Annotated in this window: 12 protein-coding genes and 1 pseudogene; 3 read left to right on the plus strand and 10 right to left on the minus strand. The window is 50.2% G+C overall.

Annotated elements, in window-relative coordinates; translation table 11 throughout:
• Positions 1-279: 279 nt before the first annotated feature.
• Positions 280-1,353: a dual-specificity RNA methyltransferase RlmN gene (gene rlmN, locus J7E21_RS08315; RefSeq protein WP_215106538.1), complete on the minus strand. Its 1,074-nt coding sequence runs from the start codon at positions 1,351-1,353 to the stop codon at positions 280-282.
• A 163-nt stretch (positions 1,354-1,516) separates the two neighbouring features.
• On the opposite strand from rlmN, the gene J7E21_RS08320 reads away from it, so the two are divergent.
• Positions 1,517-1,987: a VOC family protein gene (locus J7E21_RS08320; RefSeq protein ID WP_215106540.1), complete on the plus strand. Its 471-nt coding sequence runs from the start codon at positions 1,517-1,519 to the stop codon at positions 1,985-1,987.
• Between the two features lie 48 nt (positions 1,988-2,035).
• On the opposite strand, the gene J7E21_RS08325 is transcribed toward J7E21_RS08320, so the two are convergent.
• From J7E21_RS08325 to J7E21_RS08335, 3 genes are all read right to left on the minus strand, one after another.
• Positions 2,036-3,550, minus strand: a complete 1,515-nt coding sequence (locus J7E21_RS08325) for a succinyl-CoA:acetate CoA-transferase ScpC (RefSeq protein WP_215106542.1) — start codon at positions 3,548-3,550, stop codon at positions 2,036-2,038.
• 253 nt (positions 3,551-3,803) lie between these two features.
• On the minus strand, positions 3,804-4,448 hold the full coding sequence (locus tag J7E21_RS08330) for a LytTR family DNA-binding domain-containing protein (protein ID WP_215106661.1): 645 nt from the start codon (positions 4,446-4,448) through the stop codon (positions 3,804-3,806).
• Positions 4,449-4,548: 100 nt separating this feature from the next.
• The gene (locus J7E21_RS08335) at positions 4,549-6,054 is read right to left on the minus strand and encodes a succinyl-CoA:acetate CoA-transferase ScpC (RefSeq protein ID WP_215106544.1); all 1,506 of its coding nucleotides are present in this window, start codon (positions 6,052-6,054) and stop codon (positions 4,549-4,551) included.
• A 399-nt stretch (positions 6,055-6,453) separates the two neighbouring features.
• Here J7E21_RS08335 and J7E21_RS08340 point away from each other — a divergent pair, with 399 nt between their 5' ends.
• Entirely contained in the window at positions 6,454-7,656 is a 1,203-nt protein-coding gene (locus J7E21_RS08340; RefSeq protein WP_215106546.1) for an MFS transporter, read from the plus strand.
• A gap of 235 nt (positions 7,657-7,891) precedes the next feature.
• The gene (locus tag J7E21_RS08345) at positions 7,892-8,794 is read left to right on the plus strand and encodes a MerR family transcriptional regulator (RefSeq protein ID WP_215106548.1); all 903 of its coding nucleotides are present in this window, start codon (positions 7,892-7,894) and stop codon (positions 8,792-8,794) included.
• Positions 8,795-8,848: 54 nt separating this feature from the next.
• Here the strand turns inward: J7E21_RS08345 and J7E21_RS08350 are convergent, their stop codons facing one another.
• The 6 genes and pseudogenes from J7E21_RS08350 to J7E21_RS08375 all read right to left on the minus strand — a co-directional run bounded on the left by J7E21_RS08350 (position 8,849) and on the right by J7E21_RS08375 (position 17,301).
• On the minus strand, positions 8,849-9,034 hold the full coding sequence (locus tag J7E21_RS08350) for a hypothetical protein (RefSeq protein ID WP_215106550.1): 186 nt from the start codon (positions 9,032-9,034) through the stop codon (positions 8,849-8,851).
• 395 nt (positions 9,035-9,429) lie between these two features.
• Positions 9,430-10,728, minus strand: coding sequence for an NCS2 family permease (locus J7E21_RS08355; protein WP_215106552.1), 1,299 nt, complete (start codon positions 10,726-10,728; stop codon positions 9,430-9,432).
• A gap of 298 nt (positions 10,729-11,026) precedes the next feature.
• Positions 11,027-12,238, minus strand: a complete 1,212-nt coding sequence (locus J7E21_RS08360) for a NupC/NupG family nucleoside CNT transporter (protein WP_215106554.1) — start codon at positions 12,236-12,238, stop codon at positions 11,027-11,029.
• Positions 12,239-12,371: 133 nt separating this feature from the next.
• Positions 12,372-13,725, minus strand: a pseudogene (locus J7E21_RS08365) (DHA2 family efflux MFS transporter permease subunit).
• 174 nt (positions 13,726-13,899) lie between these two features.
• Positions 13,900-16,947 carry an efflux RND transporter permease subunit gene (locus tag J7E21_RS08370; protein ID WP_215106556.1) on the minus strand — a complete coding sequence of 1,016 codons (3,048 nt, stop codon included), beginning with the start codon at positions 16,945-16,947 and terminating at the stop codon, positions 13,900-13,902.
• Between the two features lie 108 nt (positions 16,948-17,055).
• Positions 17,056-17,301 carry a hypothetical protein gene (locus J7E21_RS08375; protein ID WP_215106558.1) on the minus strand — a complete coding sequence of 82 codons (246 nt, stop codon included), beginning with the start codon at positions 17,299-17,301 and terminating at the stop codon, positions 17,056-17,058.
• Between the last annotated feature and the right edge of the window lie 104 nt (positions 17,302-17,405).

Below are 17,405 nucleotides of genomic sequence, written 5' to 3' on the forward strand. Positions count from 1 at the left end.
CTACCGCTATCGCTAAAGCTATGGGCATTTTTCTAAAAAGCCCATAACGGTCCCCCTTGTCCTGTAGCGCATTCAAATGAATATTCCCCCTACAAATCACTCTGTAAGCCTTTAGAGAACTGTACAATGCCCAATGCGACTGCCATATCCGGCTTTGACCGGCTTCGTTACTCCCTTTTTTCATGAAGCAACTTTCCATCTAACTCATTCGCCTCCAGAAAAATTTTCCCGCAACAAAAAGCCCCCGACATTGTCGGAGGCTCTCTGCCTGTCACGCTATTAAACCGTTACCGGCTTTTTGTCTTTTTTGATCTGTTTGCTGCGCAATTGGCCGCAAGCTGCGTCGATGTCTGCACCTTGTTCGTGGCGCACACCGCAATTGATGCCTTTTTTCTTCAACGCATCATAGAATGCGGTAATCGCTTCAGGTGTGCTTTGCTGGTATTGGTCATGCTCATCCACAGAGTTGTAAGGAATCAAGTTGACGTAAGACAAATGACGCTTGTCTTCGAGCAATTTCGCGAGCTTGTTCGCTTCTTCCACGTGATCATTGATGTCGCGCAGCATAATGTACTCGAACGTGATGCGGCGGTTTGATTTCTCCAAATAATAATCGATTGCAGCCATCAGCTTTTCGACCGGATACGCTTTGTTGATCTTCATGATGCGCGTACGCAATTCATTCGTCGGCGCATGGATCGAAATCGCCAAGTTGACCTGCAGGCCTTCATCCGCATAATCGTAGATCTTCGGCACAATGCCGCTCGTTGAAACCGTGATGTGGCGTGCTCCGATTGCGAGGCCCTTTTGGGAATTCACGACGTGGAGGAAGTCCATCAAATTCGAATAATTATCGAACGGTTCGCCGATGCCCATCACGACGATGTGGCTGACGCGCTCTTCTTTTTCCGCCGCGTCGAAATGCGCCTGCACTTGCACAATCTGCTCGACGATTTCGCCCGCAGTTAAATCGCGGCTCTTTTTCAAAAGTCCGCTGGCGCAGAAACTGCAGCCGATGTTGCAGCCGACTTGTGTCGTAACACAAACCGAGTTGCCGTATTTAAAACGCATCAATACCGTTTCGATCAAGTTGCCGTCTTGGAGACGGAACAGGAATTTAATCGTTCCGTCGGATGATTCCTGCTTGACTGCCTCTTCCAAAGTACGGATGGCAAAATTGTTTTCCAGAAGCTCGATGCATTCCTTCGACAAGTTTTTCATCTCTGAAAATTCAGCGACACGCTTGATATACAACCAGTCCCATACTTGCTCAGCACGGTATTTCTTTTCGCCATTTTCTACAAACCAATCTTTTAATTGTTCTATCGTCAATCCATAGATCGAATTTTTCATTTTTAGAACCCTCATTTCAGAATTTCACAATTGTTTATTATAATACTAAAAATCCTGGCTGGCAACAACTATTTTCGACTAAACTATCGTCTGTTTGGCATTTTCTGCATGACTGAGTGGAAAGCGGGGTACAGAAACAGTACAGTACAAAGGAGGAATCACCATGGCAGCAATTACACATGTGGGGCTTGCAGTTCAGGATTTGGATAAAGCGATTGACTGGTACCGGAAAGTTTTTAATTTCCGCATTTTGGCGGGTCCTTTTGAATTCGACGCCGAAGCTGAAGGGCCGAGTTCTATGACGCACGATTTGCAGGGGCCGGAGATCCAAAAGATGAGAAACGTTCATTTAATGTCATCTAGCGGTGTCGGAATTGAACTCTTTGAATTTCAGCAACCAGCGTTTTCAAAAGAAAAACCTGCCCATCATGCAGGATTTTTCCACATCGCGCTGGTCGTCGATGACATCATAGAATCCATCGAACGCGTCGTACAGCACGGCGGGCATCAGCGCAGCAAAATGTGGAACATCAATAAAGGCAAACCGCATTACCTCGTGTATACGGAAGATCCATTCGGCAATATTATCGAATTATATTCCCGAAACACCTCCGAAATGTATGGCAATCGCTGAACAGACAGAAAAAAACCGGGCAGCCAAAGGCTGCCCGGTTTTATTTATTTATACCAATTGCTTTTTTTCAGCTAGCATCGTGCCGTTTTTCGCAAGCGCTTCGTGCCAAGAAAAAGCTTTCTCAAGGACATGAGGCGTCTGACCGCCGCGTGTCAGCGCTTCTTCGTAATACTCGCGCATTTGCGGACGGTAGTCCGGGTGTACGCAGTTTTCGATGATGACTTCAACGCGCTGGCGCGGTGCAAGTCCGCGAAGGTCTGCATACCCTTGTTCAGTTACGACTACATCGACATCGTGCTCCGTATGGTCTACGTGGGAAGCAAACGGAACGACGCTTGAGATCTTGCCGCCTTTTGCAATCGATTTCGTGACGAAGATGGCGATTCGTGCGTTACGGGCGAAGTCGCCGGAACCGCCGATGCCGTTCATCATTTTCGTGCCGGAGACATGCGTCGAGTTGACGTTTCCGTACATATCAAACTCAAGTGCCGTATTGATGGAAATCAAACCGAGTCGGCGGACGACTTCCGGATGGTTCGAGATTTCCTGCGGGCGCATGATGATTTTGTCGCGGTATTTTTCGAACTCGCTGAACACTTGCTTCATTTTCGGTGCGGACAATGTAATCGAGCAGCAAGAAGCGAAATCGACTTTGCCTGCATCCATCAAATCGAATACGGAATCCTGGAGCACTTCCGAGTACACTTCCAAGTGTTTGAATTCAGAATCGATCATGCCGTGAAGGACCGCATTTGCGACAGATCCGATACCGGATTGAAGCGGTGCCAGTTTTTCTGTCAGTCGGCCTGCTTCAATTTCGCTGCGGAAAAAGTTCAGCAAGTGATCGGCCATGATTTTCGTTTCTTCGTCCGGTGCGACGATTGTCGACGGAGAATCTTCCTGATGCGTGAAGACGATTCCTCGTACGCGCTCCATATCGAATGGGATGCCAATCGTTCCGATGCGCTGATTGACTGAGGTCAATGGAATCGGATCGCGTTCGCCTTGTTTGCCTGTATCATAAATATCATGGATGCCTTCAAATAGTTCAGGCTGTGCAGAATTGATTTCCACGATGATGTTTTTCGCGTGTTTCACGAATACCGCTGAGTTGCCGACAGAAGTCGTCGGGATGATCATGCCGTCTTCCGTGATCGACAAAGCTTCGACGATGGCAAAATCAATCGGCTCGATGACTCCTGAGCGAATCCACTCCGCTGTATGGGATAAATGGTGGTCGACGAAATACATTTCGCCTGCATTGATTGCGTTGCGCATTGCCGGTTCCGCTTGGAAAGGCACACGCTTGTTGACGATTCCCGCTTCTGCGAACAAGCGGTCGATATCCGATCCGAGTGATGCTCCGGTAAAGACATTGACTTTGAAAGTTTCCGTTTCCGCACGCTCAACTAGCGCATAAGGAACCGCTTTCACGTCCCCCGCTCGTGTGAATCCGCTGAGTCCAAGTGTCATCCCGTCTTTAATCCACGATGCCGCCTCCTTGGGCGATACAACACGGTCATGCAATTCTGTCGCTTTGATTCGTTCTAGGTTTTTTTCCATTCCGATCACACTCTCTTTCTGTATAGTTTTTCGCTATGGCGATAAATAATAGAAATTAAAGCGTTTTCATCTTGACGCTCGCCAATGCATTGCTTCATAAAAAAACGATAAGGCGAAAACACCCAATCTGCCTGGCTAATTATTAGATAATTTTAACTTGCGCCACAGTATAAAAGGGAATTAGCGGATGAAAGAGCACATAACTCAAGCGAACCAGAAAATCGGCTGTCCGAGGCAGCATTTTCATGCATTATCAGAAGCCGAGTAATTTTCGGAAATAACTGGAATAGGATTGGCTGACGGGCAACCGGTCGCCGTTATCCATTGCCAGCACGAATGTCGAGTGGGTATCCGGGTGGATTTCTTCTATATGATGGACGTTGACGATAAATGATCGATGGCAGCGGATAAATGAATCTCTTGGCAGCAAATATTCAAATTCCTGCAATGAGTTTTTATTCGTCCCCGAGAAATCGGCCGCATGGACATGGGTTTTACGGTCTTTCACCTCTAAGTAGCGGACATCGCTGAAGGAAATCGGTTTCCAACCGTCCGGGCTTTTCACCGTCACAACCGATTTCCCTTCCGTATAAGCCGGGTAAATCGCCATAACACAGCCGGCCAGTTCCCCGTCTTCTTCAAACGGTACCGCCATCCCGTGGTACGGCACCCCGAACACTTCCCGGTTGATGAATTCCGACGATTTTTGGCCGGTCGTCAGCGCTTTATAGGCAATCGTGCCTTCACGCACTTTATCGCCCGGTTTGATTTTCAGGTCGATTCGTTTGCTCGGTCGGTAATAAGTGTATTCTTCCATATTAGAAACCACAATCGAGACTTCATCGGAGAACAACTCCCCCATCACATCCAATAGCGGACCTGGTGTAATTTTTTCCATCATCACTACGGACCTCCAGTAACTTTCAAGTGGTATTAGTATACATGACTTGGCATGAACAGAAAAGAAACCGAGACATGACAGAGCTGTTTTCTGCCAATTATGGCGATTTTCTTAACATCGTGCCCTGTGCAGTATAATGCGCATGCCACGATAGCGCCTCATCAAGCACATGCGGGGTATGCCCGCCGAGAGTTTCGGCCCGCATGAAATACTCATTCAATTGCGGATGGTAATCCGGGTGCACGCAATTCGCGAGGATCCGCTCTGCCCGTTCGCGCGGCGCCAGGTTGCGGATATCAGCGTATCCATATTCCGTCACGACCACGTCGACATCGTGCTCGGTATGGTCGACGTGGGAGACAAACGGCACAACGCTCGAGATGCGGCCGTTTTTTGCGGTCGATTTCGTGACGAAAATCGCAATTTGGGCGTTGCGCCCGAAATCTCCTGATCCACCGATGCCATTCATCATGTTCGTTCCCGCGACATGCGTTGAATTGACATTACCGTAAAGATCGAATTCCAAAGCCGTATTGATGGAAATCACACCGAGACGCCGTATTATTTCCGGATGGTTGGAGATTTCCTGGGGACGCAGCAAAAGTTGGTCCCTGTAGCGGCCGAAATCGTTATAGACCCTTTCCATATAAGGCTTGGATAAAGTGATCGCCGAACCGGACGCGAATATCGCTTTGCCCGAGTCGAGCAAATCGAACACGGCATCCTGCAGCACTTCCGAATACAGCTCCAACTCGCAAAATTCCGAATCGAGCAGCCCGCGCAAGACCGCATTCGCCACCGATCCGATTCCGGACTGAATAGGCGCCAATCTTTCGGTCAAGCGCCCAGCACGCACTTCCCCGCGCAGAAAATCGAGCAAATGCCCAGCCATGATGTCCGTTTCCCTATCAGGTGGCTCGATCGGTGACGGCGAATCCGGCTGATTGGTCCAGACGATGCCCCTCACTTTCGACACATCGATCGGTATGCCCGCTGTGCCGATGCGGTCGGACGGCGACACGAGCGGAATCGGCTGGCGCCTGCCAAGCGGTTCCGGCTCGTAGCAATCATGCACCCCTTTCAATCCGAGCGGCTGAGCCGTATTGATTTCGATGATCAGCTCTTTTGCATGATGCGCAAATACGGGTGAGTTGCCGACAGACGTCGTCGGAATCAAAAGCCCATCCTTTGTGATTCCGAGCGCTTCGATAATCGCAAAATCAAGCGGCCCTGCTACACCGTTCCTGATCCAATCCGCCGTTTGCGACAAGTGATGATCCACAAACAGCACATCCCCTGAATTGATGGCGGACCGCATCAAGCGGTCCGACTGATACGGCACGCGTTTGCGGACAATCCCCGCTTGCGCCAAGTGCCCATCGTTCCCCGAGCCGAGTGAAGCGCCGGTGTATACATCGATTTGAAATGACTCTTCCATGCCGCGCTGCGCCAAGGCGAGCGGCACCGCTTTTGCGTCCCCCGCCCGTGTAAAGCCGCTAAGCCCGATTGCCATACCATCACGTATCCAGCCAGACGCTTGTGCTGCTGAAACGATGCGGTCGTGCAAAGCCGGTATTTGAATTCTCTCCAGTCGTTGGTCCATCGCCATCCCCTTCTCCGATTTCCGCCTTGTCCATTACCTATACCCGCGATGACAGAGGCTTCAATCCGTTTCATTTTTCCGTTTGCGGAAACACCAGATAACATTTGCAAATAAGCGGAAATCCAGCCGCTTTCTTCCTTTTTTCGCCTGAAGTTTTCCGTCTCCCCCTCTTCAACAAACCGATTTGATCAGGCCGAAAGAATGTCGGTTACATAATCGTTGCCACAAGATGCGGCGTTCCTAGCCCATGCTCCGCCTTTCACCAGTAGGTTGAAGAACCCCCGCTGATCGAAGTTTCTCTTTATTGCAAAGTGATTGACAAGCTTTGGTAGTATCCATAATATAGGGAAGTCAACATAACGCTCCCGTTTATATGTATATAAGAAAGAAGGCACTCTAATGTCCAAAGACCAACGCAAAAAAATCTCTATTCTGATGATTAATATGTTCATCGCCATCGCCAGTTTCGGCATCATCATCCCGATTCTGCCATCGTATCTCGTGTCCATCAATCAAGGCGGCATGGCCGCTGGATTGATGATCGCCATCTTCGCTGCAGCACAGTTTTTATTCTCACCGATCGCCGGCAAATGGGCCGATCAATACGGCCGCCGCATCATGATCATTTGGGGACTCGCTGGGCTGACTTTGTCGATGTTCATCTTCTATGCATCTGACTTTATCTGGGTGCTTTACTTTTCCCGTATAATCGGAGGAATCGGCGCCGCCATGCTCGTACCGGCGATCTTCGCCTATATCGCCGACATCACGACATTCGACCAGCGCGCCAAAGGGACCAGCTTAGTATCCGCTGCCATGTCGCTTGGCATCGTCATCGGCCCCGGGATTGGCGGGTTTCTCGCCGACTACAGCATTAAGCTGCCGTTTCTCGTATCAGCACTTGTCTCGCTTGCCGCAGTGCTGTTTTCGGTTTTTGTCCTGAAAGACAGCGACGCGCATGAAGCCGACCCGAATATGGCATTAATGATGACGCAATCCGAATCGATGTTCAAAAAGATTGCGCGTTCGACATCCGTCCCGTACTTTTTGCCGCTCGTCATTACGCTCGTCATGAGTTTCGGTTTGCTCGCTTATGAGTCCGTCCTCGGGCTTTACCTCGACAATCAATTCAATTCCACCGCAAAAGACATCGCCTTTATGATCACTGCGACCGGCACAGTCAGCGTCATCGTCCAATTGTTCGTCGTCGACCGCCTCGTTTCGCGCTTCGGCGAAATCGGCGTGTTGATCACTTTCCTCGGCGTCGCTGCAGGAGGCTTTCTCGCTTCGCTATTCGCCAGCAGCTACGTCATGTTCTTCGGAGTGTCACTAATCATTTTCCTTGCGACATCGATTTTGCGGCCGGTACTGAATACATTGATTTCGAAGCTCGCAGAAGGGGAAGTCGGTTTTGCGATGGGCATGAACAACGCCTATATGAGCATCGGCAATGTGTTAGGACCGCTCCTTGCTGGTATTTTGTTTGACGTCAACATCATTTTCCCGTTCATCCTCGGACTGGTGTTGTTATTGATTACCTTGTTCATTACTGCCGGCTGGCAGAAAGTGCGCGCCGCTAAGCTCACACGGGTGATGCAGTAAGCGCTTTGTATCACTTTTATATTCGCAAAAGACAGGGAAACGCGAAAGATGACCTGTCTTTTTTCCATTTAAAGGATTTTATGTAAGTCATTGAACCATACCGCTGCTTTTTTATTTTAGGGATTTGTTTTTCCGCGTCTTTTTCTGCTTCATATGCAAGCCAATAGCTTTACGGTAGAAGTTACAGGTTGTATAATATTTGTATAACAAAAAACTACGAAATGAAGGTCATGCTATGTATAACATCAAAGCTGCTGCCAAAATACTGGATATGCCAAAAGTGACCATCCGTTCCTGGGAGACGCGCTACAACGCCATTACACCAGCGCGCACAGACTCGGGCCATCGTTTGTATTCCGACCAAAATTTGGAAGATTTGAAATGGCTGAAAATCCAAGTTCAGGAAAACGGCATAAAAATCAGTGAAGCCGTCAAACAATTGCACATTTCAAGGAAACAATTCTATCATCCGGAAGTGTCCAATTCTGAGGACCCACCAGTCCAGTATGCTAAGCAAATTGAAGAACTTTACCAGGCAGCTGTAGAGATTGACATTGACCGTTTCAATTACTTGCTCGATCTGAAATTTTCGCTATTCCATCATCAGACGGTTTTCTTTTCCATCATCGCGCCACTGATGGTACGTATCGGTGCCGAATGGGAAAATGGACAGATCAGCGTAGCGCATGAACATATGATTACCAATATCATCCAGCAGCGCTTTACTCAGTTTTTCCGCATCTTTCCGGTTGCGCCCCATTTGCCGAAAGTGCTGGCGCTCAGCCCAAGTGGTGAGCATCATCAGCTCGGGCTTTTGCTGTTCTCGCTCTTCCTTCGCGAAAATGGCTTCCACGTGCTCTATACAGGATCCGATACACCGCTTGAAGGGCTTGCCGAATTGGCCGCGAAGCAGGATTTCAAGCTTATCTGCTTGTCGGTCACAACGCCGAAAACCCGGCCGGTTGCAGAACAATACATCAAAGAACTTTCAGAAGCGATTCCAGGCCTCCACTTTTTGCTCGGTGGCCAAGGCATTGATTGTGATGATGAAAATGTTAACCGCTATTGCATCGGTTACACGATCGAATCCTGGCAGGAATGGCTGGAAGAATTCAAAGCCGACCTCCCTTCTAAATAAAGCCATAAAAAAGTGCCGTGCGTGAATGTATTTCCATTCGCGCACGGCACTTTTTTATTCGTTATCGATTTCCTGATACTGTTTCATATATGGACCGCTGTCCGCCACTTCCGAATGATAAAGCGCCTTTAAAGCAAAACTTTTTTCGAGCTCCATTTCCTTCATCAAGACTTTCAGCCGCGTTTTCAGCTCCGGTTCCTGATTGACCAATTTTTCCATATTCGATTTAAAATAACGCATCGTAATCCGCTCCTTTTAATTTAATTGTAACACGGCCGAGTTCAAAAAGAGTCTGTCTAATAAGTTCATAGGATGCTTCAGAAGAAGAGGGTTATTTTATTTACCTCTTTATTCTTTTACGTAGGACATTTTAAAGTTAGCTAACTCCGATTGAAAGCTCGAGTAGATATTACATTTAACAAGTGTCTTGTTTTAAGACTTTTATTAATAAAGAGATGGAACGGAAGGGGCCGACGCCTGGGGGACCGCGCCCCTGAAGTGCAATCTCCAAGTCACATTATTTACTCCAGATTATTAGCAGCGTCCTCCGTAATGGACATCATTACGCCTCTATTGAACATTGAACAGAGAAACTGCCCCGACAAGCCAATTTAATGACTTGTCGGGGCAGTTTTTTAGCCAACCACATGAAACACATAATTGACGAAAAACAAACAAGCAATTACATAAAGTACCGGAGAAACTTCCCGCCATTTGCCGATCGCCACTTTCAGCACCGGATAAAGGATAAACCCGATTGCAATGCCGTCTGCAATGCTATACGTAAACGGAATAAGCGCGACAATCAACAGTGCCGGGAACGTCTCGCTCATGTCCTTCATGTCGAGGTTCTTGATGTTTTGCAGCATCAACCCGCCGATGATGATCAGAATCGGCGCAATGGCGCTGTCCGGAATGATTTTGATGAGCGGAATGAAAAACGCCGCACCCAAAAACAAAAACCCGGTCGTAAGCGCCGTCAAGCCAGTGCGACCGCCCGCTGCCATCGCAGCTGCGCTTTCGACACTGGCAACGGTTGGGCTTGTGCCAAGAAAACCTGATGTCATCGTCGACACCGACGTCGCCTGGAATGCACGCGAATATTTTTCCGGACGGCCGATGAAATTCACCTGGCCGTGGACGAGGCCGATGTTTTCAAACACCAGTACCATCGTCAAGGAAAATACCGCAACCCAGAATGTCGTCGACAAAAAGCTGCCGAACGACATCGAGCCGAACACCGCGAACACTTCCTGTGGATTTACGCCAGGTTCACTCAACTTGTCAAGATCGATCATGCCGAAGAAATACGCAATGACCGTGCCGAGGACGATGGTGATCAAAAAGTTCCCCGGCACGTTGCGGATGAATAACACAATCGCCAGCAAAAACGTCAGCACCGTCGCCAGTACGAGCGGATCCGCAAGCGAACCAAGCGCCAAAATCGCGCCGTCGCCCGGACCGACAAGACCGCCTTTCTCAAGCCCAAGAAGCATGAGGAACAAACCGAGCCCGACCGTAATCGCTTCTTTCAGCGAATGCGGCACTGCCTCACTGAGCATTTTCGAGAAACGCGTAAACGCCACGAACGCAAAAATGACACCGGAGACGAACACCACGGCGAGCGCTTCCTGCCAGCTAAGACCCATCGACTGGACGAGCGTATAGGAAAACAACGCGTTGATACCCATGCCCGGGATGAGCAGGATAGGCGCATTGCCCCAAAAGCCCATCAACAGCGCACCGACGACAGAAGCGGCGATGGTGCCGATGATCGCATACTCGATCGGCATGCCGGACTCCGATAAAATAAGCGAGTTGACGGCGATGATGTAGACAACGGTGAAAAATCCGATCAAGCCAGCTGTCAATTCCCGCTTGATGGTCGTCCCGTTTTCGTTAAGACCGAAAAACCGGTCTATCCAATTTGCCATAAGACATACCTTCTATGAAATTAGCCCTCTCCCTACCCGCTCTGCCTGAATCATTCAGGTAAGCCAAGATAGAATTGTAATCTTTAAGAAAGGGGCTGTCAAGGCTTTTACCTTGAAAGGAAACCGTGCTTCCATCCGGTGATTTCTTACCATTCCTCACCTTGCCGATTGCGCCGTCCAACTGCCGAAAAAAAATGTCTCTCCCAGAATACCGCCGCGACGGGGAAAAAAATGGGAAAGACGATTTCCGGCAATGCATGACTGCCTCTACAAAAGCCTGCGAAAATGGAAAGATGGTTTAGACGAACATGCCGGCAATCGACGCGCTCAACAGTGACGCGAGCATACCCGCCGCGATGGCACGCATGCCGAGACGAGCGATATCCGGGCGGCGGCTTGGCGCCATAGACCCCAGACCACCGAGCAAGATCGCCAAAGAACTGAAGTTTGCGAATCCGCAAAGCGCGAAGCTGACGATGATGACTGTTTTCGGAGACAAGTTTGCGATTTCCGGAGCAAATGCCGTATAGGCGACAAATTCGTTCAATACGAGTTTTTGGCCGATAAAGCTGCCGGCTTGTACCGCTTCTGCCCATGGCACACCGATCGCAAAGGCCAGCGGCGCAAAGATATAGCCAAGTATGCCTTGAATGGTGATGCCTTCCACGCCAAACTGGCCAGCGATGCCGCCAAGGACGCCGTTTGCAAGTGCAATCAGCGCGATGAACGCGAGAAGCATCGCCCCGACATTCAATGCCAGTTGCAAGCCGTCCGAAGCTCCGCGTGCAGCGGCGTCGACGACGTTGACCGAGCGATTGTCTTTTTCCATGACAAACTCTTTTTCTTCTACTTCTTCCTGTTCCGGAATCATGATTTTCGCCATGATCAACCCGGCAGGAGCTGCCATGAAGCTCGCAGCAAGCAAGTATTCAAGCGGGACACCGAGCAGTGCATAACCGGCGAGCGTAGAACCTGCAACCGATGCAAGCCCCCCGGTCATGACCGCGAACAACTCGGACTTGGTCATGTTCGGCAGGAACGGACGGACGACTAGCGGCGCTTCCGTCTGGCCGACAAAAATGTTGGCAGAGGCAGAGATCGACTCCGCTTTACTCGTGCCGAGCAATTTCGAAAGCGCTCCGCCGAGCAAACGGATGACCCACTGCATGATGCCGAGATAATAAAGCACAGAAATTAACGAGGAGAAGAAAATAATGATCGTCAGAACTTGGAACGCAAAGACGAAACCAAAGCCTTCCACATCAGCCGCCGGACCGAAGACGAACGCAACCCCTTCTCCTGCATAGTCGATGACGTTCTGGACGCGTTGTGACAAGCCGAGCAACGCTCTTCTGCCAAGCTCCCATTCCAAAACCATAAACGCAAACGTTACCTGAATGGCCAAGCCGCCGAAAATTGTCCGCGGCTTGATGGATCTTTTCCCATCAGACAATAAGAAAGCGATGCCAAGAACGACGATGATACCGAAAATGCCCCACAATAAATTCACAACTTCACCTCATTAAAAGTAATTTTATCAGAAAATTGAACAATTTTTTGTTATTCATTGTCTGTCGTCAGACATCTTACCAAATCTCAATAAAGAAGTAAATGCACATCTTGTGACAGCTTTTCTTCATATATTAAGTCCCCTCTTTTTCCTGCTTTTTTGGATTTTTCATGAAAAATGCAAGCACGATGCCGATTGCGCTCAACGCACCGGTCACCATGAATGAAATATTGACACCACGGATCAAACCTTCCACCCCGTAGCGGTCATGATCGAGCGCTGCACCGGTCATGATCGTCACGAGAAGTGCAGTGCCGATTGATCCTGCCACTTGGCGCATCGTGTTGCTCATTGCCGTACCATGCGGAATCAGGTGGTCCGGCAATTGATTGAGCCCCGCTGTCGTCACCGGCATCATCACGAGTGCCACACCGAACATGCGGATCGCATGCATGACGGTCAAATAGACGAACGGCGTGTCAGCAGACAGCATCGTAAACTGGAAAGTCGACGCCGTGACGATCGACAGCCCCGCAACGGCCAGCCATTTCCCGCCGGCCGCATCGAAAATCTTGCCTGCGATCGGGTTCATCAAGCCCATGATGATGGCTCCAGGCAACAGCATAAGTCCTGATTCCAAAGCGGTGAAGCCGTGCATATCCTGCATATAGATCGGCAAAATCGTCGCACTGCCGATCATGGTGACGAACACGATGACACTCAAGACAGTCGACAGCGTAAAGAGCCCGTATGTAAAGACGCGGAATTCCAAAATCGGCTGTTTAAGCTTCCCTTGGCGCCGGATGAAAAACCACAAAGCAAAGGCTCCGACCGAAATCGAAGCGATGACCGCCGTGCTGCCCCAGCCGAACGTACCAGCACTTGAAAAGCCGTACAGCAATCCGCCGAACCCCAGCGTCGATAACATGATCGACAACATATCGATTTTCGGGAAAGTCCGCTCGGTAACGTTGCGCAAAAAGAAATACGCCAACAGCAAATCAAGCAGTGCAATCGGGATGACGACGTAGAACAGCGCACGCCACGGGTAATGCCCCAGAAGCCAGCCGGACAAAGTAGGGCCGATTGCCGGTGCAAACGAAATTACAAGTCCGAACATGCCCATCGCCTGCCCGCGTTTTTCCACCGGGAAAATGACGAACAGAATGGTCTGTGCGAGTGGCATCATGATGCCCGCTCCCGATGCCTGGACGATGCGCCCGATCATCAGGACCGAAAATCCCGGCGCCAGCGCACAAATGATCGTGCCCGCCGCAAACAAGCCCATCGCCACAAAAAAACAAATGGCGAGTCGTGTATTTATTGATCAAAAAAGCAGTGATCGGAATCATGACGCCATTGACGAGCATAAACACAGTCGTCAACCATTGCGCCGTATTTGCGGTAATATCCAAGTCTTCCATAATATGAGGCAAAGCGGTTGCCAGCAGCGTCTGGTTGAGAATCGCCACAAACACACCCGCCATCAATACCGCGAGCAGCGGCTTCTTATAACGCTCCTCAAGTTCCAATGTACCCAACCGCCTCGCCTCCTCTCTTGCATTTGCCCTTTCTATCCTGATTACCCCAACCGACCTGCTTTAGTCCAGCCGTGAAAAAACACAAAAAGCCGCAAAGTCTTTGGACTTTGCGGCTTTTTCTTAGGCAGTCTGTTTTTTGTCCTTGCGCACGATGCGGTGGAACAAAAGATAGAGCGCTGGAATCATGACGAGCGTGAAAATTCCGGAGAACGCGAGCCCCGCAATAATCGTCACCGCCAACGGTTCAAACAATGGATCACCGGAGAATGCGACCGGCAAGAGCGCCACAATCGACGTCAAGGAAGTGAGCACAATCGGCTTGATGCGCGCATATCCTGATTCGATGATCGCTTCTTCAATATTGAAGTCTCCGCTCAAGCGGCGCGTTTCGACAAAGTCGATGAGCACAACCGCGTTCCGGACGACAATCCCTGTCAAAGAGACAATCCCCATAACGCCGAGGAAGCTCAGCGGCGTCTGCGTCAGGAACAAGCCGAGAATCGCACCCGAGATACCGAGGTAAACGGCAATAAGGACAAGGAACGGCAGACCGAACGACTTGAACTGGAATGCAATGACCAAGTAGACGAGCAATAATACGACGAGGAACAAGATGCCGATTTCAGCAAAGAATGCCTCCTGATCGGAATTCTCCCCGCCGGTCGACAATTCATAGCCGGACGGCAAATTGGCGCGCTCGTTGTCAACTACCTCAAGCATTTGTGCTTCAAAATCATCCACTTCGCCGAATGCACGAAGCGTGATGGCGCGTTCCCCTGCTTTATGCGGCACTTGCGCAAGCACAGTCGCTTCTTCAGCCGTCAGCAGTTCATCCATGGCGACGAGTTCGGGCGGGCCTTGTTCGGTCAATGCCGGCACGTTGAAGTCAGCTAGGTCGATCGGCTCGCCTTGTGTAACACCCGATTGCTTCAAGACCACTTCATAAGGGGTTTGCCCTTCATACAGCGTATAAAGCGGCACGCCTTGCGTCAACAGCTGCAATTGATTGGTAACTTGCGACAAGGCGATGCCCTGTTCTTCAAGCGTTTCCCGCTCCGGTACGTATTGGATTGCCGGTACGGCCTCACCTAAATTATCGGTCACAAGCGTCGCACCATTTGCGAGCATCTGTTCTTCGAGCGTATCGCGCAGCGCGGCGAGTTCATCGATATCTTCGCCTGTTGCCGTCACTGTCACGGGAGCGCCGACTGGCGGCCCTTGGACGATCGTATCGAGGAAGATTTCGGCATCCGGATAACGCTCGCGCAGTTCCGATTCCCATTTTTCAATAAATGCCGAAGCCGATGTTGCGTCCCGGTCGATGCGGAACGCCACTTGGCCGGTATTCGAGCCTGTATTATCCATCGAAGAGGCAAAGAGGTTCGGTAAGCCGTCACCGGTGAAAATCGCCGTTTCTGTGACATCTTCGTCTTCTGTGGCGACTGTCTCGGTCACGTCACGGATAAAGGCATCCGTTTCTTCGATCGTAGTCCCTTCCGCAAGACGCACGTTCATCGTCACTTCTTCGCGGTCTGCTTCCGGGAAGAATTCAAACGGCGTGAACAACGCGAGCGACAATAGCCCGGTCGCGATGACCAGTCCACCGATTCCTGTGAACCACGGGTGTTTCAATACGCCTTTCAGTACTTTTCCGGAATACACTTGCGCGAGCTTCTCGAGCGGCTTGCCGAGGAATCCCGGCGTATCGGAGATTTTGCGTTTTTTGCGCTTATTGCGCAAATACTGCATCATCGGCACGAGTGTGATCGACAGCACTGTCGATGCCAAAATGGTGGTGATCAAAATACTCGGCAGCGCTTTGATGAACGCGCCGTTTCCGCCTGACAATAACAATAGCGGCGAGAAGGTCACGACAATCGCGAGACTTGAGGAGACGATCGACGGGTAGACTTCTTTAACGCCGTTGATGGCACCTGTCAGCGGGTTGTCGCCGAGTTTATAGCGCCGCTGGATATTGTCGTTTACGACGATACTGTCATCGACCAAGATCCCGATGGCGATGATCAGGCCGATGACGGAAATCTGGTTCAAATCGACGCCGAGTGATGGAATCGGAATGAGTCCGATCAACACCGATGCGAGAACCGTCACCGCAACGGCAAATGCGCCGAATAGCGTCAAGCCGGCAGTCGTCACGATCAATACCGCAAGTACTGCGATCAGGAGAGAAACATACAGCGTGCCGAAGATTTCATTGACATTTTCCGCTTGCGACACGTAGCGTTCCGCCGTGATCCCTGCCGGCAACTCTTCATTGAATTCTTCAATCACTTCGCTGACGCGGTCATCGACAGACGGCACATCTTGTGCTGTCTGCAAGAACACCGTATAGGAAACAGCCGGCTGCCCTTCGAACGTGACGATATCTACTGCCGGAACATCAGCCGTTTCTACCGTCGCCACATCAGCGAGCGGCACCGCTGCTTGGCCCACTTGAAGTTCGCGCAGTTTCTCGATGCCCTGGGCTTGCAGCACCGTCAAGATGACTTGCTGCTCGCCGTCATCATGCGTGCCGAGAGACAGCGGCTGATTGGCTTGCTGCAAACTTTCCAGCACTTCAAACGGCTGCAACTGGTTCTCTGCGAGCGCATCGCCATCGAGTTCAATGAGCACTTGTTGGCCATTGAGCCCTTTTATTTGCGTGCCGGCAACGCCGGACACCGCCTCCACATCATCCGACAAATCAGCGAGCGGCTCTTCGAGTTCTGCAAGCTCGGCTTCATCGCCGTAGAATAAATAAGAGACGAGCGGGAATGTCAGATCCAGTTTCTCGACACTGATATCCTGCGCCTGGTCCGGGAAATTCCCGGCCGCGCGCTGTGTTTGCTGCTGGATCGTGTTGATCAAGCCATCCGGCTCCACTCCGTCTTCAATTTCCAGCGTAATGATGGAAGCGGAATTCGCCGAAATGGAATTTATCGATGTGATGCCATCGACTTTCTGTAATTCCCGTTCGATCGGGTTGGTGATGGCCGTCTCCACTTCTTCCGGTTCAGCACCAGGCAAAATCGTGGAGACCAGCACGAGCCCTGGAGGCGTTTCAGGAATTTCGCGCTGTGGCAAGGTCAGGAAAGTGTAGACGCCGACCAGCATGAGGATCAAAATCAAAAAGATGAATAGTTTGCTGCGTTCGAGTATGTACTGCATAAGGATTAGCTCCCTCCACTTAATGTATAACTATTGTATAATTTTAAGTAAAATAGTACCACTTATAACAACTGAAAAAACCGACCAATTTTTTGGCCGGTTTTTCGTTCATCTTCTTGCAGGTTCCCGCTGTTTCAGGAAGTAAGCCCCTATGAACAGCAATAGCGGCGGCAGGATGGCTAGTTTGAACACCCAGCTGTCGTCTCCCATAAAGATCAGGCCCATCGGCAAAAGTGATGCCACACCAGCCCAAAACAGCGCTTTCCATGATCTTTTCCAAATCCCGTACAAGGCGAGCACCAATGCTGCGATAACCAGTGACCAAAGCAAAATTCCCATCAACAGGAAATCCATGTCCATGCGCCTCCATTCAGTTTATATACTCTATATATACCCCTTTTTTATACAAAAATCATCCACCAAGAGAGCTTTCCGACATGTTTTTTATAATAACCCCT

Origin of the sequence: Planococcus sp. ISL-109 (assembly GCF_018613655.1) — a bacterium.
Taxonomy (GTDB): domain Bacteria; phylum Bacillota; class Bacilli; order Bacillales_A; family Planococcaceae; genus Planococcus.

Bases quoted from the DNA above. Each gene is read 5' to 3' on its own strand.
- rlmN (WP_215106538.1), bottom strand. From the start codon at position 1,353: ATGAAAAATTCGATCTATGGATTGACGATAGAACAATTAAAAGATTGG.
- J7E21_RS08320 (WP_215106540.1), top strand. From the start codon at position 1,517: ATGGCAGCAATTACACATGTGGGGCTTGCAGTTCAGGATTTGGATAAA.
- J7E21_RS08325 (WP_215106542.1), bottom strand. From the start codon at position 3,550: ATGGAAAAAAACCTAGAACGAATCAAAGCGACAGAATTGCATGACCGT.
- J7E21_RS08330 (WP_215106661.1), bottom strand. From the start codon at position 4,448: ATGGAAAAAATTACACCAGGTCCGCTATTGGATGTGATGGGGGAGTTG.
- J7E21_RS08335 (WP_215106544.1), bottom strand. From the start codon at position 6,054: ATGGACCAACGACTGGAGAGAATTCAAATACCGGCTTTGCACGACCGC.
- J7E21_RS08340 (WP_215106546.1), top strand. From the start codon at position 6,454: ATGTCCAAAGACCAACGCAAAAAAATCTCTATTCTGATGATTAATATG.
- J7E21_RS08345 (WP_215106548.1), top strand. From the start codon at position 7,892: ATGTATAACATCAAAGCTGCTGCCAAAATACTGGATATGCCAAAAGTG.
- J7E21_RS08350 (WP_215106550.1), bottom strand. From the start codon at position 9,034: ATGCGTTATTTTAAATCGAATATGGAAAAATTGGTCAATCAGGAACCG.
- J7E21_RS08355 (WP_215106552.1), bottom strand. From the start codon at position 10,728: ATGGCAAATTGGATAGACCGGTTTTTCGGTCTTAACGAAAACGGGACG.
- J7E21_RS08370 (WP_215106556.1), bottom strand. From the start codon at position 16,947: ATGCAGTACATACTCGAACGCAGCAAACTATTCATCTTTTTGATTTTG.
- J7E21_RS08375 (WP_215106558.1), bottom strand. From the start codon at position 17,301: ATGGATTTCCTGTTGATGGGAATTTTGCTTTGGTCACTGGTTATCGCA.